Annotated in this window: 18 protein-coding genes; 9 read left to right on the forward strand and 9 right to left on the reverse strand. The window is 68.9% G+C overall.

All coding sequences use genetic code 11. The features are described from left to right. Window positions 1-161: 161 nt before the first annotated feature. The 5 genes from DWF00_RS00670 (at window position 162) to trxA (ending at window position 8,215) form a co-directional block, all read left to right on the forward strand. Complete coding sequence (locus DWF00_RS00670; RefSeq protein ID WP_114828609.1) at window positions 162-374, forward strand: hypothetical protein; 213 nt, start codon at window positions 162-164, stop codon at window positions 372-374. Between the two features lie 88 nt (window positions 375-462). Then, window positions 463-1,206, forward strand: a complete 744-nt coding sequence (locus tag DWF00_RS00675) for a nucleotidyltransferase family protein (RefSeq protein ID WP_425453040.1) — start codon at window positions 463-465, stop codon at window positions 1,204-1,206. 8 nt (window positions 1,207-1,214) lie between these two features. Continuing rightward, window positions 1,215-4,325, forward strand: a complete 3,111-nt coding sequence (gene addB / locus DWF00_RS00680; protein WP_181832571.1) for a double-strand break repair protein AddB — start codon at window positions 1,215-1,217, stop codon at window positions 4,323-4,325. After that, window positions 4,322-7,786, forward strand: coding sequence for a double-strand break repair helicase AddA (addA, locus tag DWF00_RS00685; protein ID WP_114828612.1), 3,465 nt, complete (start codon window positions 4,322-4,324; stop codon window positions 7,784-7,786). Before addB ends, addA begins: the two co-directional genes overlap by 4 nt. Window positions 7,787-7,894: 108 nt before the next feature. Further along, complete coding sequence (gene trxA / locus DWF00_RS00690) at window positions 7,895-8,215, forward strand: thioredoxin (RefSeq protein ID WP_114828613.1); 321 nt, start codon at window positions 7,895-7,897, stop codon at window positions 8,213-8,215. A 166-nt stretch (window positions 8,216-8,381) separates the two neighbouring features. Here the strand turns inward: trxA and DWF00_RS00695 are convergent, their stop codons facing one another. Continuing rightward, entirely contained in the window at window positions 8,382-8,777 is a 396-nt protein-coding gene (locus tag DWF00_RS00695) for a DoxX family protein (protein WP_114828614.1), read from the reverse strand. Window positions 8,778-9,078: 301 nt separating this feature from the next. On the opposite strand from DWF00_RS00695, the gene DWF00_RS00700 reads away from it, so the two are divergent. Continuing rightward, window positions 9,079-11,229: a transglycosylase domain-containing protein gene (locus DWF00_RS00700; protein ID WP_245973689.1), complete on the forward strand. Its 2,151-nt coding sequence runs from the start codon at window positions 9,079-9,081 to the stop codon at window positions 11,227-11,229. A 156-nt stretch (window positions 11,230-11,385) separates the two neighbouring features. Here DWF00_RS00700 and DWF00_RS00705 read toward each other — a convergent pair whose 3' ends face one another. From DWF00_RS00705 to DWF00_RS00715, 3 genes are all read right to left on the reverse strand, one after another. Beyond that, the gene (locus DWF00_RS00705) at window positions 11,386-12,582 is read right to left on the reverse strand and encodes a multidrug effflux MFS transporter (RefSeq protein ID WP_114828615.1); all 1,197 of its coding nucleotides are present in this window, start codon (window positions 12,580-12,582) and stop codon (window positions 11,386-11,388) included. A gap of 200 nt (window positions 12,583-12,782) precedes the next feature. Then, window positions 12,783-13,523: a M48 family metallopeptidase gene (locus DWF00_RS00710; RefSeq protein WP_114828616.1), complete on the reverse strand. Its 741-nt coding sequence runs from the start codon at window positions 13,521-13,523 to the stop codon at window positions 12,783-12,785. A 49-nt stretch (window positions 13,524-13,572) separates the two neighbouring features. Further along, the gene (locus DWF00_RS00715; RefSeq protein ID WP_114828859.1) at window positions 13,573-14,874 is read right to left on the reverse strand and encodes a polyhydroxyalkanoate depolymerase; all 1,302 of its coding nucleotides are present in this window, start codon (window positions 14,872-14,874) and stop codon (window positions 13,573-13,575) included. Window positions 14,875-15,063: 189 nt separating this feature from the next. Here DWF00_RS00715 and DWF00_RS00720 point away from each other — a divergent pair, with 189 nt between their 5' ends. Both DWF00_RS00720 and DWF00_RS00725 read left to right on the forward strand, forming a co-directional pair. After that, on the forward strand, window positions 15,064-16,398 hold the full coding sequence (locus DWF00_RS00720) for an ActS/PrrB/RegB family redox-sensitive histidine kinase (protein ID WP_114828617.1): 1,335 nt from the start codon (window positions 15,064-15,066) through the stop codon (window positions 16,396-16,398). Between the two features lie 154 nt (window positions 16,399-16,552). After that, complete coding sequence (locus DWF00_RS00725; RefSeq protein ID WP_114828618.1) at window positions 16,553-17,107, forward strand: ActR/PrrA/RegA family redox response regulator transcription factor; 555 nt, start codon at window positions 16,553-16,555, stop codon at window positions 17,105-17,107. A gap of 56 nt (window positions 17,108-17,163) precedes the next feature. Here DWF00_RS00725 and DWF00_RS00730 read toward each other — a convergent pair whose 3' ends face one another. Genes DWF00_RS00730 through DWF00_RS00740 form a run of 3 tightly spaced genes read right to left on the reverse strand, consistent with a single transcriptional unit; the run spans window position 17,164 to window position 20,347 of the window. Then, complete coding sequence (locus tag DWF00_RS00730) at window positions 17,164-18,171, reverse strand: Hsp33 family molecular chaperone (protein WP_114828619.1); 1,008 nt, start codon at window positions 18,169-18,171, stop codon at window positions 17,164-17,166. Then, window positions 18,171-19,088 (reverse strand): ornithine carbamoyltransferase, encoded by a 918-nt coding sequence (argF, locus tag DWF00_RS00735; protein WP_114828620.1) that lies wholly within the window; start codon window positions 19,086-19,088, stop codon window positions 18,171-18,173. Before argF ends, DWF00_RS00730 begins: the two co-directional genes overlap by 1 nt. Window positions 19,089-19,126: 38 nt before the next feature. Beyond that, window positions 19,127-20,347 carry an aspartate aminotransferase family protein gene (locus DWF00_RS00740; RefSeq protein ID WP_114828621.1) on the reverse strand — a complete coding sequence of 407 codons (1,221 nt, stop codon included), beginning with the start codon at window positions 20,345-20,347 and terminating at the stop codon, window positions 19,127-19,129. 530 nt (window positions 20,348-20,877) lie between these two features. Here DWF00_RS00740 and DWF00_RS00745 point away from each other — a divergent pair. Continuing rightward, a complete protein-coding gene (locus DWF00_RS00745) occupies window positions 20,878-21,417 on the forward strand; it encodes a GcrA family cell cycle regulator (RefSeq protein ID WP_114828622.1) in 540 nt (179 codons plus the stop codon). 60 nt (window positions 21,418-21,477) lie between these two features. Here the strand turns inward: DWF00_RS00745 and DWF00_RS00750 are convergent, their stop codons facing one another. Together DWF00_RS00750 and DWF00_RS00755 are read right to left on the reverse strand one after the other, a co-directional pair. Further along, window positions 21,478-22,263 carry an amino acid ABC transporter ATP-binding protein gene (locus tag DWF00_RS00750; RefSeq protein WP_114828623.1) on the reverse strand — a complete coding sequence of 262 codons (786 nt, stop codon included), beginning with the start codon at window positions 22,261-22,263 and terminating at the stop codon, window positions 21,478-21,480. Next, window positions 22,260-22,937 (reverse strand): amino acid ABC transporter permease, encoded by a 678-nt coding sequence (locus DWF00_RS00755; RefSeq protein ID WP_114828624.1) that lies wholly within the window; start codon window positions 22,935-22,937, stop codon window positions 22,260-22,262. The genes DWF00_RS00750 and DWF00_RS00755 overlap by 4 nt, the downstream gene beginning before the upstream one ends. Between the last annotated feature and the right edge of the window lie 25 nt (window positions 22,938-22,962).

Consider the following 22,962-nt stretch of genomic DNA (forward strand, 5'->3'; position numbering starts at 1 on the left):
AGCAACCCAGGGGGACTGGGCGAGCGAGACCCCCTGGGTTGCTTCGTCGCTTACGCTCCTCGCAATGACGGCAAGGGCCGACGCGATTCTATCCGATCGGGAAACGCCCTAGTAAACCCACGCGCCGCGGCCGAGCCGATCCGCGATGGCAGGAGATCCAAGTGCCCAAGCTCTGCGAATTCAAATCCGCGATCGATTCGAAGCCGGTCTTCGTCAACGCCGCGCAGACCTGCGTGGTCTATACTTACAAGGGCGGCACGAGCGAGACGATCATCTCGTTCGGAAAGGACTTCAACCTCGGCGTCAGCGAGAGCCTAGAGGAGGTCGTCCGCGTGCTCAACAACGCGCTGGTCGTCGAAGCGCCGGAGGGCTGAGGCCCCAAGCGCAAATCGGCCCGCGAATGGGCTTGAGTGCCGCGTCCCGCCGTGCCTGATAGCGTGACGGCGTGACAGGGAGATTCGCGTGACTGAGACCGGTTCGCGGCCGATCCGCCGGGCGATGGTTCTGGCGGCCGGGCTCGGCCAGCGCATGCGCCCGATCACCGACGGATTGCCGAAGCCGCTCGTGAGAATCGGCGGCAAGACGATGCTCGACCATGCGCTCGACCGGCTGGCCGAGGCTGGGGTCGAGCAGGCCGTGGTCAACGTCCACCACCTCGCCGGGCAGATCGAGGCCCATGTCGCCGGGCGCGGCAGCCCGCGCGTGACGATCTCGGATGAGCGCGCGCTGCTGCTGGAGACCGGCGGCGGCGTCAAGAAGGCGCTGCCATTGCTCGGCAGCGAGCCGTTCTTCCACGTCAATTCCGACTCGCTCTGGAGCGAGAGCGGGCATTCCAACATCGCCGCCATGGCCGAGGCCTGGGACGCAGGCCGGATGGACATGCTGTTGCTGCTGGCCGAGCGCAAGGGCAGCGTCGGCTTCGACGGCGCCGGCGACTTCTTCCGCGACGACGCCGGCCGGCTAACCCGGCGCGGTGCGGCCGCGAGCGCGCCCTTCGTCTATGCCGGCGTCGCGATCATCAAGCCGGAGCTGTTCGCGGAGACGCCGGACGGCCCGTTCTCGCTCAACCTGCTCTTCGACCGCACCATCGCGGCGGGCACGCTGTTCGGCACGGTCCTGCGCGGGCGATGGCTGCATGTCGGCACGCCCGAGGCGATCGCGCCGGCCGAGGCCGCCTTCGCCGCCGCGCAAGCGCTCCGGGTCTGAGCGGCCTCGTGCCCGCGCTCAACCTCTTCAGCATCCCCGCCGGCGCGCCGTTCCTCGACGTGCTGGCTCAGGCGGTATTGGATGGGCGCTTCGGCAAAATCCACGACCCCGCCGATCCGGCGGCCATGGCGCGCGCCACGCTCTATTTGCCGACGCGCCGGGCGGCGCGCGCCTTCGCCGCCTGCCTCTCGGCCAAGCTCGGCGGCAAGCCGCTGCTGCTGCCCCGCATCGTGCCGCTCGGCGATGTCGACGAGGCCGAGACGGCGCAGATCGGCGCCGGAGCCTGGGCGCAGGACCGGATCGGTCCGATCGACAAGCTGGCCCGGCGCATGCTGCTGACGCAGCTGGTCGATGCCTGGGGCCGCACCGCCAACCGCAGCCATCTCAAGCTCGACCCATCCGAGCCCTCGCTGGTGCCGGCGACGCTGAGCGAGGCCTGGGGGCTTGCCGGCGATCTCGCGGCGCTGCTCGACCAGATGCAGACCGAGGGCGTGGATGTCGAGCGGCTGGCCACGCTCGATGCCAGCCGCTTCGACCAGGTCTGGCAGCTCAATGCCAGCTTCCTCGCCATCCTCGCCGAAGCCTGGCCGGCGATCCTCAATGAGCGCGGCGCCTGCGACCCTGCCGCCTTCCGCAACCGCATGCTGGCGGCCGAGCGGCAGAGGCTGCTCTCGGGCGGCGCGACCGGGCCGATCATCGCGGCGGGCTCGACCGGCACGATCCCTGCGACGGCGCGGCTGCTCTCAGCGATCGCGCGGCTGCCCAATGGCGCGGTGGTGCTGCCCGATCTCGACCTCGGCCTGCCGGAACTGGCCTGGAACGCGATCGAGAGGGAGCCGGCGCCCTCGCACCCGCAGGCGGCGCTGCACCATCTGCTTGATGTGCTCGAAGCGGTCCGCGACGATGTCCGGCCGCTCGCCGCGCCTGATGCGCCACGCCTCGCGCGCGGCGCGATCCTACGCGAGGCGATGCTGCCGGCATCGGTCACCGAGCTTTGGGCCGGGCTCGAAAGCCGGCTGGCCGCCGGGGATCCCGAGGCCGCCTTTGCCGGAATCAGCCTGATCGAGGCTGCCGACGAGCGCGAGGAGGCGCTCGCCATCGCCGTGGCGCTGCGCGAGACGCTTGAGAACCCTGACAAGCAGGCGGCGCTGATCACGCCCGACCGTGGGCTGGCCGAGCGCGTCGCGGTCGAACTCAAGCGCTGGGACGTCGAGGTCGATGATTCCGCCGGATTGCCGCTGGCGCGCGCGCCGGCCGGAGCCCTGCTTCGGCTGATCCTGGACGCTGCGATTGCCGAGATGACCCCCGCAGGCACAGTCGCCCTGCTGGCGCATCCGCTGTGCCGGCTCGGCCTGACGCGTGAGATCGCGGCGCGGGGCGCCTCTGCGCTGGAGATCGGCGCCTGGCGCGGCGAGACTGTGGCGAAGGGGCTGGCCGGCCTGCGCGCCAGTTTTGCCGGACTGCCGAAGCTGCAGACGGAGTCACATGCACCGCTGCCGCGCCGGCGGCTGAGCGCCGAGGATATCGCTGCTGCCGGGCAAGTGCTTGCGGCGCTGGAAACTGCGCTGACGCCGCTGCTCCAGGCGCTCGCAATACCCGCCCCATCCTTCCCAGACGTCGTCAGCGCCGCCCGCCAAGCCATCGAAGAGCTGAGCCTGACCGAGACCGGAGCCACGCTCGCCTTCGCCGGCCCCGATGGCGAGGCGCTGCTGCGGCTGTTCGACGATATCGACGGCGCCTTGCCCGACGCGCCCGAAGGCGGCCGGGCGCGCGACCTCGTTGCCATCCTCGACGGGCTGCTGGCCGAGACGGTCGTGCGCCGCGCCGGCTCCGGCCATCCGCGCGTCAAAATCTGGGGCCTGCTCGAAGCGCGCCTGCTGGAGGCCGACCATGTCGTGCTCGGCGGGCTGATCGAGACCGTCTGGCCGCCGGAGACCAAGACCGATTCCTTCCTGAACCGGCCGATGCGGGCCGAGCTGGGGCTGTCGCCGCCGGAGCGCCGCATCGGCCAGACCGCGCATGATTTCGTTGCGGGAATCATGGCCGCGAAGGTGACGTTGAGTCGCGCCCGCAAGGCCGGCGAGGCCGAGACCATCGCCTCTCGGTTCTGGCAGCGGCTCAAGGCGGTGACGCCGAAGCCGGTCTGGGCCGAGGCCGAGAACAGAGGGAAGCGCCTGACGGCCCTTGCCGCGAAGCTCGGCGAGCCCGCGGCGGTGAAGCCGATCGGCCGGCCGGCGCCGCGTCCGGCGCGCCATCTCCAGCCGACGGCGCTCAGCGTCACCGAGATCGAGACGCTCTACCGCGACCCCTACCAGATCTTCGCCCGCAAGATCCTGAAGCTCGACGCCCTGCCCGAGCTGATCGAGGACCCGAGCGCCACCGATCGCGGCAAGCTGCTGCACGATATCGTCGAGAGCTTCGCCAAGGCTTATCCCGAGCAATTGCCGGCCGATGCACTGGCGCAGGTGATCCGTATCGGCGGCGAGCGCTTCCGCGACTTTGCGGATACGCCGGAGGTGCAGGCTTTCTGGTGGCCGCGCTTCCTGCTGACGGCCGGGCATTTCATCGCCTGGGAGGAGAGGCGGCGGCCGACGCTGGCGAAGGTCGCGGTCGAGCGCGTCACGGCCGACACCTTCGCGCTGGCGGACGGGACGAGCTTTCGCCTGAGCGGCCGGGCCGACCGGGTCGAGGTCACCCGGCTGCCGACGCTCAGGATCATCGACTTCAAGACCGGCGCGCCGCCGAGCAAGGCGCAGGTCGAGAAGGGTTTTGCGCCGCAATTGACGCTCGAGGCCGAGCTTGCCGCCCGCGCCGGCTTTCGCGACATGGTCGGCCCGACGCCGGTCGAGGCCCTGCTCTACCTCAAGCTCCACCACGACCCCAAGGGCTGGGCCAAGGACAAGCCGCTCGAGTTCGACGGCGAGACGCTGGCCGACGTCGCCACGCGCCATCTCGACCGGCTGATCGAGCATCTCGACGCGCTGCGAACCGGGCGCGAGGCCTATCTGTCGCGGCGCGCGCCCGAGTTCATCAGGTTCGCCAGCCCCTATGACCAGCTTGCGCGGGTCAAGGAGTGGTCGGCGGCGCCCGGCGGCGACGATAGCGGGGGCGAGCCGTGAAGCCCGGCTGGAACGTCCCGCTGCAGACCGAGCAGCGCCAGGCCCTGGCGGCGCAGCCCGATCTCAGCGCCTGGGTCTCGGCCAATGCCGGCTCAGGCAAGACGCATGTGCTGGTCAACCGCGTGCTGCGGCTACTGCTGGACGGCGTCGCGCCCGGCCGCATGCTCTGCATCACCTATACCAAGGCGGCCGCGGCCAACATGGCCAACCGCGTCTTCAGGGCGCTCGGCGACTGGGCGACCATGCCGGATGCCGATCTTACCGCCGCATTGGAGAAGTTGACCGGCGAGCGGCCCCGGCCGGGCCAGCGCGACGCGGCGCGCCGGCTCTTCGCCGAGGCGCTGGAGACGCCGGGTGGGCTGAAGATCGAGACCATCCACGCCTTCTGCACCCGCGTGCTGCAATCGGCGCCGTTCGAGGCCAACGTGCCGCCGCGCTTCGAGGTGGCGGATAACCTGGCCCAGGCCGAATTGCTGCGCGATGCCCGGCGCGAGCTTCTGGCGGGGATAGCCGCGGAGCCTGGGGGTGCCGAGGCGCAGGCGCTGCATCTGCTGGCCGAGCAGGCTGCGCAGGACACCTTTGACGCGATCATGCAGGAGGCGTTGCGCCAGCGCGCGCTGTTCAGCGATGCCGCAGGCCGGCCACGCGCGGCGCAGGAGATGCGCGCGGGCATCTCGGCTTTCCTCGCGATTGCGCCTGACCTGAAGCCGGAGGCAGTGCTGCATGACTTCCGGCGCGAGCTTGGAGCCCTTTCGGGACTGAGCGAGCTGATCGCGGCGCTCGATGCCGGCAGCGCCACCCGCCAAAATTTTGCCGGGACGTTGCGGACGGTCACGGCCGCGGGCTTTGCGGGCGATCCGGTCGCGACCTGCCGCAGCGGCTTCATCACCCTTGAGGGCACGATCAACGCCAATATCCGCGGCAAGGGCAGATCCGAGTTCGAGCCTGGCCTGATGGAGGTGCTGGAGGAACTGCATGCGGCTGTCGCCAACGCGCAGGACCAGCTCAACGCCATCGCGGTGCGCGACCGCAGCGCGGCGCTGGCCCTGCTGGTGACGCGCGTGCTCGCCTCCTATCAGCGGCTCAAGGCGCAGCGTTCGCTGCTCGACTACGACGATCTGATCGCCAAGACGCGCTCGCTGCTGGCGCGGGTCGATGCGGCCTGGGTGCTCTACAAGCTCGATGCCGGCATCGACCACATCCTGCTCGACGAGGCGCAGGACACCAGCGAGGCGCAATGGGCGATCCTGCGCGCGCTCGCCGACGAGTTCACCGCCGGCGAGGGCGCGGCGCTCAGGGGGCCGAAGCCGCGCACGATCTTCGTCGTCGGCGACGAGAAGCAGTCGATCTACGGCTTCCAGGGCGCGGCTCCCCGCTCCTTCGGCGAGGAGCGCCGGCGGCTCGGGCAGCGCATCGTCGCGGCCAAGCTGAAATTCGAGGCGGTCAGCCTCAACACCTCCTTCCGCTCGGCGCCCGACATCATGCAGGCGGTCGATGCCGTCTTCGCCCTGCCGGAGCATGCGCGCGGCCTCGTCTTCGACGGCAGCGAGCGGCCGGAGCTGCACGACACCGTGCGCCGCAACGATCCCGGCACGGTCGATCTCTGGCCGACCGCCGCCAACGACCAGAGCGAGCCGCCCGATGCCTGGACGACGCCGGTCGACGCGCCGGAGCGGCGCAGCGGCACGGTGAAGCTGGCCGAGCGCATCGCAACCGTGCTCAAGCGCTGGCAGCGCGACGGCCGGGACGATCTCGGCCGGCCGTTCCGGGCCGGCGACGTGATGATCCTGCTGCGCCAGCGCGGGCCGCTCTTCGAGGCGATCGTCAAGGCGCTGAAGGATGCCGGCGTGCCGGTGACCGGGCGCGACCGCCTCAGTCTCGCCGAGCATCCGGCGGTCGAGGATCTCGTCGTGCTGGGACGGGCGCTGCTGCTGCCCGACGACGACCTCGCGCTCGCGACCACGCTGAAGACGCCGCTCTTCGCCTTCACGGATGAGGACCTGTTGCGCTTCGCGCCGGAGCGGCCGGGCTCGCTGCTGTCAGCCCTGCGGCAGGCCGGCCAGGACGAGCCGCGCTTTGCTGCGGCCGAGCAGCGGCTGGCGGAGCTTGGCGAGGAGGCCGCGCGCTGCGGGCCGTTCCGCTTCTTCGCCGGGCTGCTCGGGCCGGGCGGCGGGCGCAATCTCGCGCTGGCGCGGCTCGGCGCCGAGGCCGGCGACGCGCTCGACGCCTTCCTCAACGCCGCGCTCGATTTCGAGCGCAAGCACGGCCCCTCGCTCGCCGGCTTCCTGCACCACGTCGTCAATGCCGGCACTGAGGTGAAGCGCGACCTCTCGACCAGCGCCGGCGAGGTCCGGGTGATGACCGTGCACGGCTCCAAGGGGCTGGAATCGACCATCGTGATCCTGGCCGATATCGCGCCGGAGCCCGGCGAGAAGCGCCTGCCGAAGATCATGGATGTGGCGCCGCCCTTCGGCGCGCCGGTGCCGATCTGGCCGCCGGCGCGGGCGTCCGACACCACAGCCACGCGCCGGGCCAAGAACCTGGTCGTCGCGCAATTCGTCGAGGAGCATCACCGCCTGCTCTATGTCGCGATGACCCGCGCCGAGGACAGGCTGATCGTCTGCGGCGCCCAACCCAAGGGCGAGGCGCCGGAGGGCAGCTGGTACGCGATGATCGCGGCAGGGCTCGCCGCCTCGCCAAGCGGCCTGCGCGACGTCGCCGCGCCGGACGGGCAGGAGGCGATCAAGCGCTTCATGGTGTCGATGCCGCAGCCGCTGGACCGGCCGGAGAGCGTCACGGCGAAACCCGCGATGATCGAACCGGCCTGGCTGCGCCGCGCCGTTCCAGTCGAGAGCGAGCCCCTGCCGCCGCTGAAGCCCTCTAACGCGCTCAGCGCCGCCGACGCGGCCGAGCGGCCGGGCGATGGGCCGTTCCTGGCAGCCGCGGCGCAGGCCGGGCGGCTGGCTCATCTGCTGCTGCAGGTGCTGCCGGATATCGAGTCGGGTGGGCGCGAGGCGGCGGCGCAGGCCTTGACCGCCATGCGCGGCGCCGGCCTGCCGCTGGCGCGGCGCGAGCAGATCGCGGCGCAGGCGCTCGCCCTGCTGGCGGATCCGACCTTGTCGGCACTGTTCGCAGTGGGCTCGCTGGCCGAGGTCCCGATTGCCGGCACGATCACGCTGCCGAGCGGCGCGATCCGCAGCGTCTCCGGCCAGATCGACCGGCTGGCCGTCACGGACGGCGCCGTCCTGATCGCCGATTTCAAGACCGCGGCGCGGCCTCCGATCGATTCGGGCGCGATCCCGCCCGGCACCTTGGCTCAGCTTGCGGTCTACCGGGCGCTGGTCGGGCAGATATATCCGGGCCGGCCGGTGCGCGCTTTGGTGATCTACACCGCCAATCTCGCCACGCTGGAGCCCGATTCTGCCGCGCTCGACGCCGTTCTGGCGAATCTCGCAGGGTAGACCTGCTTCAATGCACTGTGAGCGCGCCTTGACCCGGAGGGGGTGCATTCATAGCTTTGTCGGCGACACGCAGCGCTGCTGCTTCTTTTTTTGAAAGGCGACCAAGCCATGGCGACGAACAAGGTGACCGATGCGAGCTTCGAGGCCGATGTCCTCAACTCGTCCGAGCCGGTCGTGGTGGATTTCTGGGCCGAATGGTGCGGCCCCTGCCGGATGATCGGCCCGGCGCTCGAGGAGATCGCCGGCGAGATGCAGGGCAAGGTCAAGATCGTGAAGATGAACGTCGACGAGAACCAGGCGATCCCCGCCCAGTTCGGCATCCGCTCGATCCCGACCCTGATGCTGTTCAAGGACGGCAAGCTGGCCTCGCAGAAGGTCGGCGCGGCTCCCAAGAGCGATCTCTCGCGCTGGATCTCGGCCGCCGTCTGATTTCGGCGGTGCTTACAAAAATGCAGCCCGCCTTCCTTAGGAAGGCGGGCTTTTTTTACGCGTCATGCTCGGGCTTGTCCCGGGCATCCACGTCTTGAACGCCGCCCGCGATGAGCGAAGACGTGGATGGTCGGCACAAGGCCGACCATGACGGAAGAGAGGCGGATCACGCCTTCGAGCGGCTGCCGTCGATGCTCCAGGCGCCGGCACCGGCCGTGACCAGATAAAGGAAGATGAAGCAGTAGAGGATCGCGGCGTCGCCGCCGTTCAGCGTCGGGTAGAGGCTGCGCGGGGCGTGAAACATCCAATAGGCGACGGCCATCTCGCCAGCCAGGAGGAAGGCGACCGGACGGGTCAGGAAGCCGAGCAGAAGCGCCAGGCCGCCGAAGGTCTCGATGATCGCGCCGAACCAGAACAGCGTGAACGCCGCCGGCAGGCCGCTGGCGGGAGCGGCCGGGAAGCCGAAGAGCTTCTGGGTGCCGTGAAGGATGAAAATCAGTGCGGTGACGATGCGGAGCAGGCCAAGCGCCTGCGGGGAGTAGCGGCTCAACGAATCGAACATCGAATGTCTCTTTCCTTGTTGCGATGGCATCTTTAGCGGCGGAACCCAGCCCAGAACCGCCGCGCGTGCAGGCCGCACCCTGTCGGCTTCCGATGGGTTTTCAATTCACATAAACGTTTCCGTGCCGGCAGATCGGCGCGTTGCGCGCAGTAATGGCAGATTTACCACAGTTCGCTTTCGCGGCTGCAAGCGCAGCTCTGCGCCCGCGCATGGGCTTAACCGACCCTTAAAAGCGCCATGTTTGAATCCTGTCTGAAAACGCTGCGCCGCATGGGCGCGGGTGCAGGCTGAACGGGGCAGGATGAGCGACCGGACGAGACGAGGCGGCGAGCGGCGCGAGCCGTCCTTCGAGAGCGGGCGCGGCGGAAGCCGCGACGATTCCGACATGCGCCTGTCCGCCGACGACCGCTCCAGCCGCTCCTATCGCGGCACCGCCAAGCCGGCGCCACGCGAGGAGCCGCGCCGCAACAAATCCACCAAGGGCGGCGGCGGTGGCCGGCGACGCGGGCGCAGGCGCCGCTCGCTGCTCGGCATGCTGGCCTATTGGATGCTCGTGCTCGGCGTCTGGTGCGCGATCGGGCTGGGCGGGCTGATCGCCTATCACGCCGCGCAATTGCCGCCGATCAACCAGCTCACCGTGCCGAAGCGGCCGCCCAACATCGCGATCCTGGCCGCCGACGGCTCTCTGCTGGCCAATCGCGGCGAGACCGGCGGGCGCACGATCACCATCGGCGAGGTGCCGCCCTATCTGCCCAAGGCCTTCGTCGCGATCGAGGACAAGCGCTTCTACGAGCATTTCGGCATCGACCCGATCGGCATCACCCGCGCCGTGGTCACCAACCTGCGCGGACGTGGCGGCATGCAGGGCGGCTCGACCCTGACGCAGCAGCTCGCCAAGAACCTGTTCCTGACCCAGGAGCGCACCGCCTCGCGCAAGATCCAGGAGGCGATCCTGGCGCTCTGGCTGGAGCAGACCTACAGCAAGGACCAGATCCTCGAGCTCTACCTCAACCGGGTCTATTTCGGCTCGGGCGCCTATGGCGTCGAGGCCGCGGCGCAGCGCTACTTCAACAAATCGGCGCGCTCGGTGACGATCGCCGAGGCGGCGATGCTGGCCGGCCTGGTGCAGGCACCCTCGCGGCTGGCGCCGAACCGCAACCCCGAACTCGCCGAAGCGCGGGCCAAGCTCGTCATCGCGGCCATGGCCGAGCAGGGCTTCATCTCGCAGGCCTCGGCCAAGACCGCTCTGGTGGCGCCGGCCGAGGCGGCCGAGCGCGTCGGCGCCGGCTCGGTGAACTATGCCGCCGACTACGTCATGGACGTGCTCGACGACTTCATCGGCGCGGTCGAGGGCGACGTCACCGTGCTGACGACGATCGACACCAAGCTGCAATCCTCGGCCGAGACCATCCTGGTCGATTCGCTCGCGGCGCAGGGTGCCAAGCAGGGCATCAGCCAGGGCGCGGTCGTCTCGATGGCGCCGGACGGGGCGCTGCGCGCGCTGATCGGCGGGCGCGACTACACCAAGAGCCAGTTCAACCGCGCCACCGCCGCCAAGCGCCAGCCGGGCTCGTCCTTCAAGCCCTTCGTCTACCTGACCGCGATCGAGCGCGGCCTGACGCCGGACACGATCCGCGACGACTCGCCCGTGTCGATCAAAGGCTGGCAGCCGGAGAACAACACCCGCACCTATCGCGGCCCGATCACGCTCCAGACCGCCTTCGCCCATTCGATCAACACGATCGCGGTGAAGCTCAACCAGGAGGTGACGCCGAAGGAGGTGGTGCGCACGGCGCAGCGCCTCGGCATCACCTCGGCGCTGCAGGCCAATCCGTCGCTGGCGCTCGGCACCTCGGAGGTGACGCCGATCGAGCTCACCAGCGCCTACGCCACCTTCGCCAATGGCGGCCAGTCGGTGCTGCCCTACGTCATCCGCGAGGTGAAGACGACCACCGGCAAGGTGCTCTATGCGCGCAAGGGCAACGGCTTCGGCCTGGTGATCCAGCCCCAGCCGCTCTCGATGATGGACGCGATGTTCCACGAGACCATGACCAGCGGCACCGGCAGCAAGGTCAACCTTGCCGGCTGGGAGGTCGGCGGCAAGTCGGGCACGACGCAGGACTTTCGCGACGCCTGGTTCGTCGGCTTCACCTCCAAGCTCGTCACCGCCGTCTGGCTCGGCAATGACGACAACAGCGCGATGAAGCGGGTCTATGGCAGTGGGCTGCCGGCCGAGATCTGGGGCAAGTACATGAAAACCGCCCATGTCGGGATGCAGCCGTCGCCGCTGCCCGGCGGGCTCTGGCATGGCGCGCCCAGGTCGATCTTCGATGGCGCGCCGGTCGCGGGCGGGCAGCCGCCAGCCTCGACCCAGACGGCAGACAGCGACCGCGCCTGGGTGCCGCCGGCGCCGCAGGAGCGCAACTTCCTGGAGCGCCTGTTCGGCGGCTGAGACTGTTTGGATATTCAGCCCTCATCCTGAGGAGCCGCGAAGCGGCGTCTCGAAGGATGATCCAGGAGGCTCCCGAGTCCACTGAACCATCCTTCGAGACGCAGGCTAAAGCCTGCTCCTCAGGATGAGGGCTGAGAATAAGCCACCGGAGAACGCTCAGGCCTTCTTCGCCCGGACTCCGCGCGAGGCGTGGAACAGCACGAGCGCGGCGACGCCGAGCGTCGCCATCACCGCCGGCAGCGGCAGGGCCGAAGCGTGCAGCAGCTTGCCGACGAGCAGGCCGACGCAGGCCGAGAACAGCATCTGGCACAGGCCCGAGAAGGATGAGGCCGCCCCGGCGCGATCCGGAAACGGCATCATCGCGGAAGCCTGGGCCTGCGGCATGGTCAGGCCGACGCCGGCGGCATAGATCGCCCAGGGGATGATCACGCCGAGCGCGCCGCCGACCCCGCTCGCGAGCGCGACCAGCATGATCACGCCGCCGGCCGCGAGGCAGGCCACGCCGAGCGCGATGACGCCGTCCATGCCGCGCTTGCCGACGAGGCGCTGCGCGATGATCGTGCCGAGGATGAAGCCGAGCACGCCGAAGCCGAAGGACAGGCCGTAATCGCGCGGCGACAGGCCGTAAATGCCGATCAGCACGAAGGACGAGCCGGAGATGAAGGCGAAGAGCCCGGCATAGGCGAGCGCGGTCAGCCCGACATAGACCCGGTAGGCCCGGTTTTGCAGCAGCACGCCGAAGCCGCGGAAGATCGCCAGGAGCGAGAGCCGCTCCGGCGAGCGGGCGCGGATGGTCTCGGGCATGACCAGCACGATCGCCACCGCCAGGCCGAGCGCGAAGACGAGCGAGGCGATGAAGGTCGAGCGCCAGCCATAGAGGTCCTGCAGGATGCCGCCGATCACCGGCGCGACCGCCGGCACCAGCCCCATGATCATCCCCATCCGCGCCAATTCGCGGCCGGCGCGCGGCCCGTCATAGAGATCGCGCACCATGGCGCGGCCGAGCACGATCGGCCCGGAGGCGCCGAGCGCCTGGAACGCGCGCGCCGCCGTCAGCGCCTCGATCGAGGGCGCGAGCGAGCAGGCCAGCGTCGCGATCAGGAAGAGGCCGAGCCCGGTCAGCAGCACCGGCTTGCGGCCGAGCCTGTCGGAGAGCGGGCCCCAGATGATCTGGCCGCCAGCGAAGCCGAACAGGAAGGAGGAGAGCGTCGCCTGCGCGCCGGAGACCGTGGTGTTCATCACCTCGACGATCTGCGGCAGCGAGGGCAGGTAGAAATCGGTCGAGAGCGGGCCAAGCGCCGTCAGCATGGCGAGGATGGCGGTCATCGCCAGCGTGTCGGGGCGCAGTTTCATGAGGAATGATGTCCGACCAGTCAGGATTACGCGGGGTGTTCTAAAACGCGTCATCCCGGACAAGCCGCGAAGCGGCGCTGATCGGGATCCATCGTAGAGCACCGGAGCTTTACGATGGATCCCGGCGCTACGCTGCGCTCCGGCCGGGATGACGGCGTTGTTCTGTTACCTGCGAGAGCGGAGATCGTCGAGGCTTGGCCTCAGCCGAAGCCGTGGAGGCCGGCGCCGTGCTTCTTCAGCCAGAGCTCGGCCTCTTCCGTGCGCGGGCAGAGCTTGTGGGTCAGGGCCCAGAAGCGGTGCGAGTGGTTCATCTCCTTGAGATGGGCCACCTCATGCGCCGCGAGATAGTCGAGCACCAGCGGTGGCGCCAGGATCAGGCGCCAGGAGAAGTTGAGATGGCCCTTGGAGGAGCAGGAGCCCCAGCGGCTGGTCGTGTCGCGAATGGTGATCTTGCGGGCGGGGATGCCGAGCGTCGCGGTATGGCGGCGCACGGAGCGTTCGAGGTCCTCGAGCGCAGCGCGGCGCAGGAAATCCTTGACCCGGCGCGCGACATGGGCGGCTTCGCCGGCGACGGCGATGATCGCGGTGCCGTCCTTGTCGGTGGTCGCCTGGGTGATGCCGCGCACCTTCGACCAGTGCACGATCCGGTGGGGCACGCCGCGGAACGGCACGATCTGGCCGGGCTCGAACGGCACCGAGGCCGGGCGCTTGGCGATGCGCGCTGCGATCCAGCCGCCATGCGCCTCGGCGAAGAGCTTGCCGGCAAGGAAATCGGCGCGTTCGGGCAGGGTCAGCGTGATCTCGCCGGTGGCCTGCGAGACGCGCAGCGTCATCCGGCGCGCTGCCGCGCGCCGCTTCACCGCAACGGCATAGAACGTGCCGGCATGGGCGACCTCGATCGCGTCCGGATCGGGCTTGCGCTTGAACAGGGAGAGCCGCATCGCGCGCGATTGTGCTGGATTCGCAGGCGATGCGGAAGAGGGTGGATGCTCAGCTCGCGACCTTCAGCGCCTTGCGGGCTTCGCTCGCACTGTCGTCGCGGCGGGTCTTGGCCGCTTCCATGTCGAGGCTGACCATGAAGTCGGAGATGCGCGGGGCGATCTCGGAGCGGAAGCGCGAGCCGTTGAAGACGCCGTAATGGCCGACGCCCTTCTGCAGGTAGTGCACGCGCTTCTCGGCCGGGATGTTGGCGCAGAGGTCATGCGCAGCCTGGGTCTGGCCGACGCCGGAGATGTCGTCGTTCTCGCCCTCGACCGTCATCAGCGCGACGCGGCGGATGGCCTTCAGGTCGACCGGCTTGTCGCGATGCATCATCTCGCCCTTGGGCAGGGCGTGCCTGACGAAGACGGTATCGACGGTCTGGAGATAGAATTCGGCGGTGAGGTCCATGACGGCGAGATACTCGTCATAGAAATCGCGGTGCTTCTCGGCGGAATCGCCGTCGCCGGCGACGAGGTGCTTGAACATGTCGTAATGGGCCGTGACGTGCCGGTCGATGTTCATCGCCATGAAGCCCGAGAGCTGCATGAAGCCGGGATAGACCTCGCGGAGCATGCCGAGATGCGGGAAGGGCACCTTGGTGATGCAGTTGCGGCGGAACCAGTCGATGCCGCGCTCCTGGGCGAGCTGGTTCACGACCGTCGGCGAGCGGCGGGTGTCGATCGGCCCGCCCATCAGGGTCATCGAGCGCGGCGCGCTGGCATCGCCATCGGCCTCCATGCGCGCGACCGCCGCGATCACCGGCACGGCCGGCTGGCAGACGGCCATGACATGGGTGTCGGGGCCGAGCGTCTGCACCATGGCGATGACGTAGTCGATGTAGTCGTCGAGGTCGAAGCGGCCGGCCGCGAGCGGCACGAGGCGCGCATCGGTCCAGTCGGTGATGTAGACCTCATGGTTGGGCAGCAGGGCCTCGACGGTGCCGCGCAGCAGCGTGGCGTAGTGGCCCGACATCGGCGCGACCAGCAGGATCTTCGGTTGCGGCTTGCGGCGGCCTTGGATCTTGCGGTCGAAATAGGTCAGCTTGCAGAAGGGCCGCTCCCAGACGACGCGCTCCTCGACCGCGACCTTGACGCCGTTGATCGTGGTCTCGTCGAGGCCGAAGACCGGCTTGCCATAGCGGCGCGTCATGCGCTCGAACAGCTCGCAGGAGGCCGCGATGGTGCGCCCGACCGGCGTGTAGGTCAGCGGATTGGCCGGGTTCTTGAACGCGAGTTGCAGCGCATCGGACATGCCCCTGGCGGGGCTGACCATCATATGAACCGCTTCGTAGGCATGATAGGCGAACGACATGGCAGCCCCGTACATGCAGCGAATACCCTTCTCGATGCCCGATGCATCGATGATGCGCCGCAACATAGCAACGCAACCTAGGTCGAATTTGTTCTCATTCAATCCGGCTAAAGGCTAAGAATCTCCTGCGATGCTGAAATGTGACAGTTTTGCACTGCCAAATGAGATGCCGGACATGGGTTCGAGGGCATGACGAGTTTTTCCGATCTGGTCGAGCCCGCGCTCGCCCGCTCCGGCCGGCACCTGCGGCTGGACACGCTGGTGCGGCTGCGCTGGCTCGCGATTGCCGGGCAGAGCCTGGCCGTCGCCGGCGTGCATTTCGGGCTGCGCTTCCCGCTGCCCTTCGGCTGGTGCTTCGCCGTCATCGCGGTCTCGGCCTGGCTCAACATCGCGCTGCGGGTACGCTTCCCGCTCAGCCACCGCCTGCGCGAGGACGCGGCGACGGCGCTGCTCGCCTTCGACATCATCCAGCTCGCGGCGCTGCTCTACCTGACCGGCGGCCTGCAGAACCCGTTCTCGATCCTGTTCCTGGCGCCGGTGATGATCTCGGCCACCGCCCTGCAGCCGCAGCGCACCTTGCTGCTCGGGCTGCTGGCCGTGATGCTGGCGAGCCTGCTCAGCTTCCTGCACTTCCCGCTGCCCTGGGCCGGGCCGGACCGGCCGGTGCTGCCGCCCTACTACCAGGCCGGCAACTGGATCGCCCTCGTGCTGGGCCTGGGCTTCACCGGCATCTACGCCTGGCGCGTCGCCAAGGAGGCGCGCGACCTCTCGGAGGCGCTGACCGCGACCGAGCTCGTGCTGGCGCGCGAGCAGCATCTCTCCCAGCTCGACGGGCTGGCCGCCGCCGCCGCGCATGAGCTCGGCACGCCGCTCGCCACGATCGCGCTGGTGGCGCGGGAATTGTCGCGGCTCGCCCCGCCGGAGGGCGAGATGGCCGAGGACATCACGCTCCTGCGCGAGCAGGTCGAGCGCTGCCGCGGCATCCTGGGCAAGCTGACCTCGCTGCAGGACGACGATGCCGGGCCGCTCGACCAACTCGGCCTGCGCCTGCTGATCGAGGAGGCGGCCGGGCCGCAGCGCCCGTTCGGCGTGCCGTTCCGCATCGACATGCTCGGCGAGAAGCCCGAACCCATCTGCCGGCGCAACCCGGGCATGATCTACGGCCTCGGCAACATCGTCGACAACGCCGTCGACTTCGCCAAGTCGGAGGTGACGATCACGGCGCAATGGACTGACAGCCATGTCGCGCTGACCATCGCCGATGATGGCCCGGGCTTCCCGCCGGACGTGCTGATGCGGGCCGGCGAGCCCTATCTGTCGCGCGAACGCGGCGAAAGCCGCGCCGGCGGCGGGCTGGGGCTCGGCCTGTTCATCGCCAAGACCCTGCTGGAGCGGGGCGGCGCGGCGCTCGAATTCTCGAATCTGCCGGCACCTGCGAGCGGCGCCTCGATCCGCATGGCCTGGCCGCGGGCGGTCTTTGAGGCCGACCTCAAGCCGGTTGGGTCTTCAAACCTGGAAGTTTAATCACTACTTAGGGTTAGGGCATGCTCCGCAAAAGTGAGGCGCGCTTTTGCGATAAGGCCATGCTCGAGAGATTGGTCCGGTCGATGGCCAGATGCGCCGATCGGATAGTCGGGTTACAATTCCGCCAGGACAGTCCGGCGGAAGGAGAGTTTCGATGGAACAGGCGCTGAGCGAAGCGACCCAGATGGACATGTCCCTCCTCCTCGTCGACGACGACAAGCCGTTCCTGCACCGGCTGGCGCGGGCGATGGAAGGCCGCGGCTATTCCGTCCGCACCGCCGAGAGCGTGTCCGAGGGCCTGGCCGCCGTGGAAGAGGCGGCGCCCGCCTTCGCGGTGATCGACCTGCGGCTCGCCGACGGCAACGGGCTCGACGTCATCGCCCGCCTGAAGGAGCGCCGGCCGGAGGCCCGCGGCATCGTGCTGACCGGCTACGGCAATATCGCGACCGCGGTCAGCGCCGTGAAGCTCGGTGCCTTCGACTTCCTGGCCAAGCCCGCCGATGCCGACGAGATCCATTCGGCGCTGGCGGCGGCCCGCGACTCGCGCCCGACTCCGCCGGAGAACCCGATGTCGGCCGACAGGGTGCGCTGGGAGCATATCCAGCGCGTCTACGAGCTGTGCAGCCGCAACGTCTCCGAGACCGCCCGTCGCCTCGGCATGCACCGGCGCACCTTGCAGCGGATTCTGGCGAAGCGCGCGCCGCGCTGAGATGCCGTCTCTTCTCCCCAAGGGAAGAAGAAGGAAAGAGAGCGGCTCGGCCCGCCTCAGGGCGAGGGCGACAGCCCCGCCTCGACCTCGGCCGGCTCGAACGTATAGCGCCGCGAGCAGAATTCGCAGGTGACGCCGAGCGTGCCGTCATCGGCGATCATGGCGCGGCGGTCCTCCGTGGAGAAGCCTCTGAGCATGCCGAGCACGCGCTCGCGCGAGCAGCGGCATTCCTCATGCACCAGGATCGGCTCGAAGACGCGGGCGCCGCGCTCGTGGAAGAGCCGGTAGAGCAGCCGCTCGCTCTCCAGCATCGGGTCGAGCAGCTCGTGGTCCTCGACCGTCTCGACCAGCGAGCGCGCCTCGGCCCAGGCATCGTCGCTGATGCCGTCGGGGTCGTCGCTCGCCAGGATCTCGTGGCCCTCCGGCGCGTCGCCGGGATGGAGGTCGGCGGCGCGCAGCCGGTCGGGCGAATGCGGCATGAACTGCACGATCAGCCCGCCCGCCCGCCAATGCCGGCCGGTGCCGTTGACGATGCTGCCGACCCCGAGCCGGATCCGGCTCGGAATCTGCTCCGACTGGCGGAAATACTGGTGCGCGGCCTCTTCCAGGCTCTGCTTGGTCAGCGTCACCACGCCCTGGTAGCGCGTCGCCTGCGTGCCCTGGTCGACGGTCATGCCGAGATGACCCTCGCCGAGCAGCTCGCCGGTGCTGGTCGCCCCGGCCGCGATGGCCTGCTGCAGCCGCTCCTCGTCGAAATGCGCGACGGCGCGAAAATTGTCCGGCGCGTTGAAGTCGACGACGAGCATCGAGATCGGCCCGTCGCTCTTGGTCTGGAGCTGGAAGCGGCCCTCGAACTTCAGCGCGGTGCCGAGCAGCACGGTCAGCGCTGCCGCCTCGCCGAGCACGCGCGAGACCGGCTCGGGATAGCCATGGCGCTCCAGCACCGTGTCGATCGAGGGACCCAGCCTGACGACGCGGCCGCGCACGTCGAGATCGGGCACCGTGAACGGCACGACCCGGTCGTCGAGCGTGGCCGTCTGCGTGATTGCGTCGGAACCGGCCATCAGGCGGCGACACCGCCGAAGCACCAGGCCAGGATGCCCTTCTGGGCATGCAGCCGGTTCTCGGCCTCGTCGAACACGGCCGATTGCGGCCCGTCCATGACGGCGTCGGTGACTTCCTCGCCGCGGCTCGCCGGCAGGCAATGCATGAAGATCGCGTCCTTCTCGGCCCGCTCGAGCAGGCGGTCATCGACCTGGTAGGGCCGCAGCAGGTTGTGGCGCGTGCCTTCCTCGTCGCCCATCGAGACCCAGCAATCGGTGATGACGCAATCGGCGCCCTCGACCGCGGCTTCCGGCCGGTTGGTGAGCTTGACCCTGGCGCCCTGCTTGCGGGCCCAGTCGAGCAGGGCCGGCGGCGGCGCCAGCTCGTCGGGCGTCGCGATCGCCAGCTCGAAATCGAGCCGCCCGGCCGCATGCACCCAGGAGGTCAGGACGTTGTTGGTGTCGCCGGTCCAGGCGATGCGCTTGCCGGCGATCGAGCCCTTGCGCTCCTCGAAGGTCATCACATCCGCCATGACCTGGCAGGGGTGCTGGCGCTTGGTCAGGCCGTTGATCACCGGCACGGTGGCGTATTTCGCCATCTCGACCACGGCGTCATGGTCGAGCATGCGGATCATGATTGCATCGACGTAGCGCGACAGCACGCGGGCCGTATCGGCGATGGTCTCGCGCTCGCCGAGCTCGATCTCCTGGCCGGTCACCATCATCGGCGAGCCGCCGAGCTCGCGGATGCCGACGTCGAAGGAGACGCGGGTTCGTAGCGAGGGCTGCTCGAAGATCATGGCGATGACCTTGCCTTCGAGTAGGCGGTCGCCCGCCGCCTCGGGCGTGCGGCGTCGCGCCTTGATCTCCTCGCCGGCACGCAGGATCGCCCTGAGCTGGTCGCTGGAGAAATCGGAAAGATCGAGGAAATGGCGCATCGTCGCGCTTCCTTCGCAGGAATGCTGGGAGGGTTCGATTATTCGGCGGCGGGCCGCTTGAGATTGGCCTCGATCGCGCCGGCCGCCTTGTCGAGGCGCGCGACCGCTTCCGCGACCTCGGTCTCGCCGATGATCAGCGGCGGCAGCAGGCGCACGACATTGTCGCCGGCCGCGACGACCAGGAGCCCGGCCTCGCGCGCCTCGGCGACGAAGTCCGTGTTCAAGGTCTTCAGCTTCAGGCCGAGCATCAGGCCCTCGCCGCGGATCTCCTCGATCACGTCGGGATGGTGGTCCTTGAGCTGGGCCAGCGACTGGCGCAGCCGCAGCGCGGTCTGCGCGACATGGTCGAGGAAGCCCGGCTCGAGGATGACGTCGAGCACGGCGTTGCCGACCGCCATGGCGAGCGGGTTGCCGCCGAAGGTCGTGCCATGCGTGCCGAGCGTCATGCCCGACGCCGCCTCCTCGGTGGCGAGGCAGGCGCCCATCGGGAAGCCGCCGCCAATGCCCTTGGCGACCGACATGATGTCGGGCGCCACGCCGTAGTGCTCGTAGGCGAAGAACTTGCCGGTGCGGCCGACGCCGGTCTGAATCTCGTCGAAGATCAGCAGCAGGCCGTGCTCGTCACAGAGCTCGCGCAGCAGCTTGAGGAAGCGCATCGGCACGCTGCGCAGGCCGCCCTCGCCCTGGATCGGCTCGATCATCAGCGCGGCGGTCTCGTCGGTGATCGCGGCCTTCAGCGCCGTCTCGTCGTCGAAGGGCACCTGGTCGAAGCCCGAGACCTTTGGGCCGAAGCCGTCAATGTACTTCTGCTGGCCGCCGGCGGCGATCGTCGCCAGCGTGCGGCCATGGAAGGCGCCCTCGAAGGTGATGATGTGGAAGCGCTCGGGATTGCCCTTCGCGGCGTGGTACTTGCGCGCCATCTTGATGGCGCACTCGTTCGCCTCGGCGCCCGAGTTGGTGAAGAAGACGCGTTCGGCGAAGGTCGCCTCGCAGAGCCGCCGCGCCAGCTTCTCGCCGTCGGGCATCGCATAGAGGTTCGAGGTGTGCCAGATGCGCTGGGCCTGCTCGGTCAGCGTCTTGACCAGGTGCGGATGGGCGTGGCCGAGCGAATTGACCGCGATGCCGGCGCCGAAATCGAGGAAGCGCCGGCCATCGGCCGTCTCGGCCCAGGCGCCCTCGCCGCGCTCGAGGGCGATCGGCGCGCGGGCATAGGTCGGCAGCAGCAGCGAGTTATGGGAGGAAGCGGGGACGGGAGCCATGGAAAACGATCCTCGGACGGAACGAATGAGAACGGGTGTGCGCTGGCTTGGGAACGGCATTGCGGGCGCAAAAGCATGACAGCCTAATGCGACCCGCTGGCGACGCTATCGTCGCAGCCAGTTCCCGACATTTCGTCGCGCCGTCATCCGCATCGTCGAAAGATCCCGACCCGTCAAAAACATAAGCGCCGCCCGGAGGGGCGGCAGCACGTCGATAACTATGCTGAAGCCGTCCCGCCCTGTCAATTCCGTGCCGTTCGGACAGGTGTTCTGCTGTAGTGGCCTTGACCGGGCATTTGGGAATGGGCTGGGGAAAATTCAATTTCCGATTCGCGGACTCTTGTCCCCGAGTCCGGCCATCTTGTATGGTCGTCCTCGTCAGATACGACATCTCGTGCGGCGTCCCCTGTACCGTCACTCTCGAGTGTAACGGCTTCCGTTTAGCGACGGGCGCCGCCGGTCTCGGATTCCGCCACGATCGGCCCCTAAGCCGCCCCGCAAGGGACAGGCTTGATGAGACAGGTGAAGCCATGAACGAAGCCGGAGCCTGGACGGAAGAACGCGTCGAGCTGCTCAAGAAGCTCTGGAACGACGGCCTGAGCGCGAGCCAGATCGCGGGCGAGCTCGGCAGCGTCACGCGCAACGCCGTGATCGGCAAGGTCCACCGGCTCGGCCTCTCCGGCCGCGCCAAGAGCCCGACGGCCTCCTCCACGCCGCGTCCGGCCCGCAAGGCCCCGGCCCGTGCGCCGAGCCATCCGATGGCCGGCAATGCCGGCCTGACCCGCGGCGCCAACGCGCTCGCCCCGCAATATCAGCCGGAGGCCGAGGTCGAGGCGGAAGCCGCGCCGATGCCGTCCGAGGACGTGGTCGTGCCCTTCTCCGAGCGCGTCACCATCATGGACCTGCGCGAATACATGTGCCGCTGGCCGATGGGCGATCCGACGACCCCGGAATTCCGCTTCTGCGGCGCCCGCTCCTCGACCGGCCTGCCCTATTGCTCCCACCACTCCCGCATCGCCTACCAGCCGGCGGCCGACCGCCGGCGCGACCGCCGGAATGTCGGGCGCTGAGAGCTTGATTTTCGAATGAATGACGAGAAAGCCGGCTCTGGGCCGGCTTTTTTGTTGGGATTAGAGCCCGGCGCTCTGGAAGAAGCGCTTGGTGCGCTCCGATTTCGGCTGGCCGAACACCTCCGCCGCCGGGCCGAACTCGGTGACGCGGCCATGGTCGAGCACCATGACATGCGAGGCGACGTCGCGGGCGAAGGCGAGCTCGTGCGTCACGATCAGCGAGGTCCGCCCGCCGAGCGCCAGCGCCTTCACCACGTTCAGCACCTCGCCGGTCAGCTCCGGATCGAGCGCCGAGGTCGGCTCGTCGAACAGCATGATCGAGGGCTCCATCATCAGCGCGCGGGCGATGGCGATGCGCTGCTGCTGGCCGCCGGAGAGCCGGCTCGGATAGGCCTCCTCCTTGTCGGGCAGGCCGACCTTGGCGAGCAGGTCCCGCGCCCGCTCAATCGCCTTGTCCTTGCTCCAGCCGAGCACGCCGACCGGCGCCTCGATCAGGTTCTTCAGCACGTTCAGGTGCTGGAACAGGTTGAACGACTGGAAGACCATGCCGATATCGGTGCGGTACGTCGCGACCTGGCGGTCGCTGAGCTTGCGGCTGCCGTGCACTGCGCCGTCCGGCGTCAGCCTGACATCGCCGACGATGATCTCTCCGCCCTGGAAGGTCTCCAGCCGGTTGACGCAGCGCACCAGCGTGCTCTTGCCCGAGCCGCTCGAGCCGAGCACCGCGACGGTCGCGCCCTGCGGCACCACCGCCGAGACGTCGTGCAGGACCTGGAGCTGGCCGAAGAACTTGCTGAGGCCGAGGAAGGTGATCGCGGGCTTGGCCGCCTCGCTGGTCCCGGTCATGCCGCGGCTCCGAAATAGCCGGTGGTCGGCAGCTTGCGTGTCAGCCAGCGCACCGAGCGCGAGATCGCGAAGACCACGACGAAATAGATGATCGCGACGATCGTGTAGATCGGCATGGTCAGGAAGGTGGCGCTGACGATGAGGCCGGCCTGGTACATCAGGTCGGGCACGGCGATCACCGAAACGATCGAGGTCGATTTGAAGCAGGTGACGAACTGGTTCAGCAGACCGGGAACCGAGCGCATGATCGCCTGAGGCAGCACGATCCGCGCCATCAGCCGGCTATGCGTCATGCCCAGCGACTTCGCCGCCTCGACCTGGCCTTTGTCGACCGCCTCGATCCCGCCCCGGTATTCCTCGGCGAGATAGCCGCTCGTCTGCAGGGTGAGCGCGACGAGCGACGAGTAGAAGGCGGTGAACTTCAGTCCGAAGATCTCGGGCCAAGCGTAGTGGACCCAGACGAGCTGCACCAGGATCGGCGTGTTCCGGCAGAACTCGACATAGAAGGTCGCGGGCATGCTGAGCCAGCGCCGGCGCGAGAGCATGCCCAGCGCCGCAATGAGCCCGACGACGAGCGCCGCCAGCATCGACAGCACCGAGAGCGAAACGGTGACGCCGAGCCCGTAGAGCAGCGTGTCGCGAAACTCGTAGAGGATAGTCAGAGTCCGCTGCATCGCTGCTCTCTCTCACGCTCGGGCG

Source organism: Allobosea caraganae (genome assembly GCF_003351345.1).
In the GTDB taxonomy this organism is placed as follows: domain Bacteria; phylum Pseudomonadota; class Alphaproteobacteria; order Rhizobiales; family Beijerinckiaceae; genus Allobosea; species Allobosea caraganae.

What these genes read in the sequence shown, in the direction of transcription:
- trxA (WP_114828613.1), top strand. Translation starts at nt 7,895, where the DNA reads ATGGCGACGAACAAGGTGACCGATGCGAGCTTCGAGGCCGATGTCCTC.
- DWF00_RS00695 (WP_114828614.1), bottom strand. Translation starts at nt 8,777, where the DNA reads ATGTTCGATTCGTTGAGCCGCTACTCCCCGCAGGCGCTTGGCCTGCTC.
- DWF00_RS00700 (WP_245973689.1), top strand. Translation starts at nt 9,079, where the DNA reads ATGAGCGACCGGACGAGACGAGGCGGCGAGCGGCGCGAGCCGTCCTTC.
- DWF00_RS00705 (WP_114828615.1), bottom strand. Translation starts at nt 12,582, where the DNA reads ATGAAACTGCGCCCCGACACGCTGGCGATGACCGCCATCCTCGCCATG.
- DWF00_RS00710 (WP_114828616.1), bottom strand. Translation starts at nt 13,523, where the DNA reads ATGCGGCTCTCCCTGTTCAAGCGCAAGCCCGATCCGGACGCGATCGAG.
- DWF00_RS00715 (WP_114828859.1), bottom strand. Translation starts at nt 14,874, where the DNA reads ATGTCGTTCGCCTATCATGCCTACGAAGCGGTTCATATGATGGTCAGC.
- DWF00_RS00720 (WP_114828617.1), top strand. Translation starts at nt 15,064, where the DNA reads ATGACGAGTTTTTCCGATCTGGTCGAGCCCGCGCTCGCCCGCTCCGGC.
- DWF00_RS00725 (WP_114828618.1), top strand. Translation starts at nt 16,553, where the DNA reads ATGGAACAGGCGCTGAGCGAAGCGACCCAGATGGACATGTCCCTCCTC.
- DWF00_RS00730 (WP_114828619.1), bottom strand. Translation starts at nt 18,171, where the DNA reads ATGGCCGGTTCCGACGCAATCACGCAGACGGCCACGCTCGACGACCGG.
- argF (WP_114828620.1), bottom strand. Translation starts at nt 19,088, where the DNA reads ATGCGCCATTTCCTCGATCTTTCCGATTTCTCCAGCGACCAGCTCAGG.
- DWF00_RS00740 (WP_114828621.1), bottom strand. Translation starts at nt 20,347, where the DNA reads ATGGCTCCCGTCCCCGCTTCCTCCCATAACTCGCTGCTGCTGCCGACC.
- DWF00_RS00745 (WP_114828622.1), top strand. Translation starts at nt 20,878, where the DNA reads ATGAACGAAGCCGGAGCCTGGACGGAAGAACGCGTCGAGCTGCTCAAG.
- DWF00_RS00750 (WP_114828623.1), bottom strand. Translation starts at nt 22,263, where the DNA reads ATGACCGGGACCAGCGAGGCGGCCAAGCCCGCGATCACCTTCCTCGGC.
- DWF00_RS00755 (WP_114828624.1), bottom strand. Translation starts at nt 22,937, where the DNA reads ATGCAGCGGACTCTGACTATCCTCTACGAGTTTCGCGACACGCTGCTC.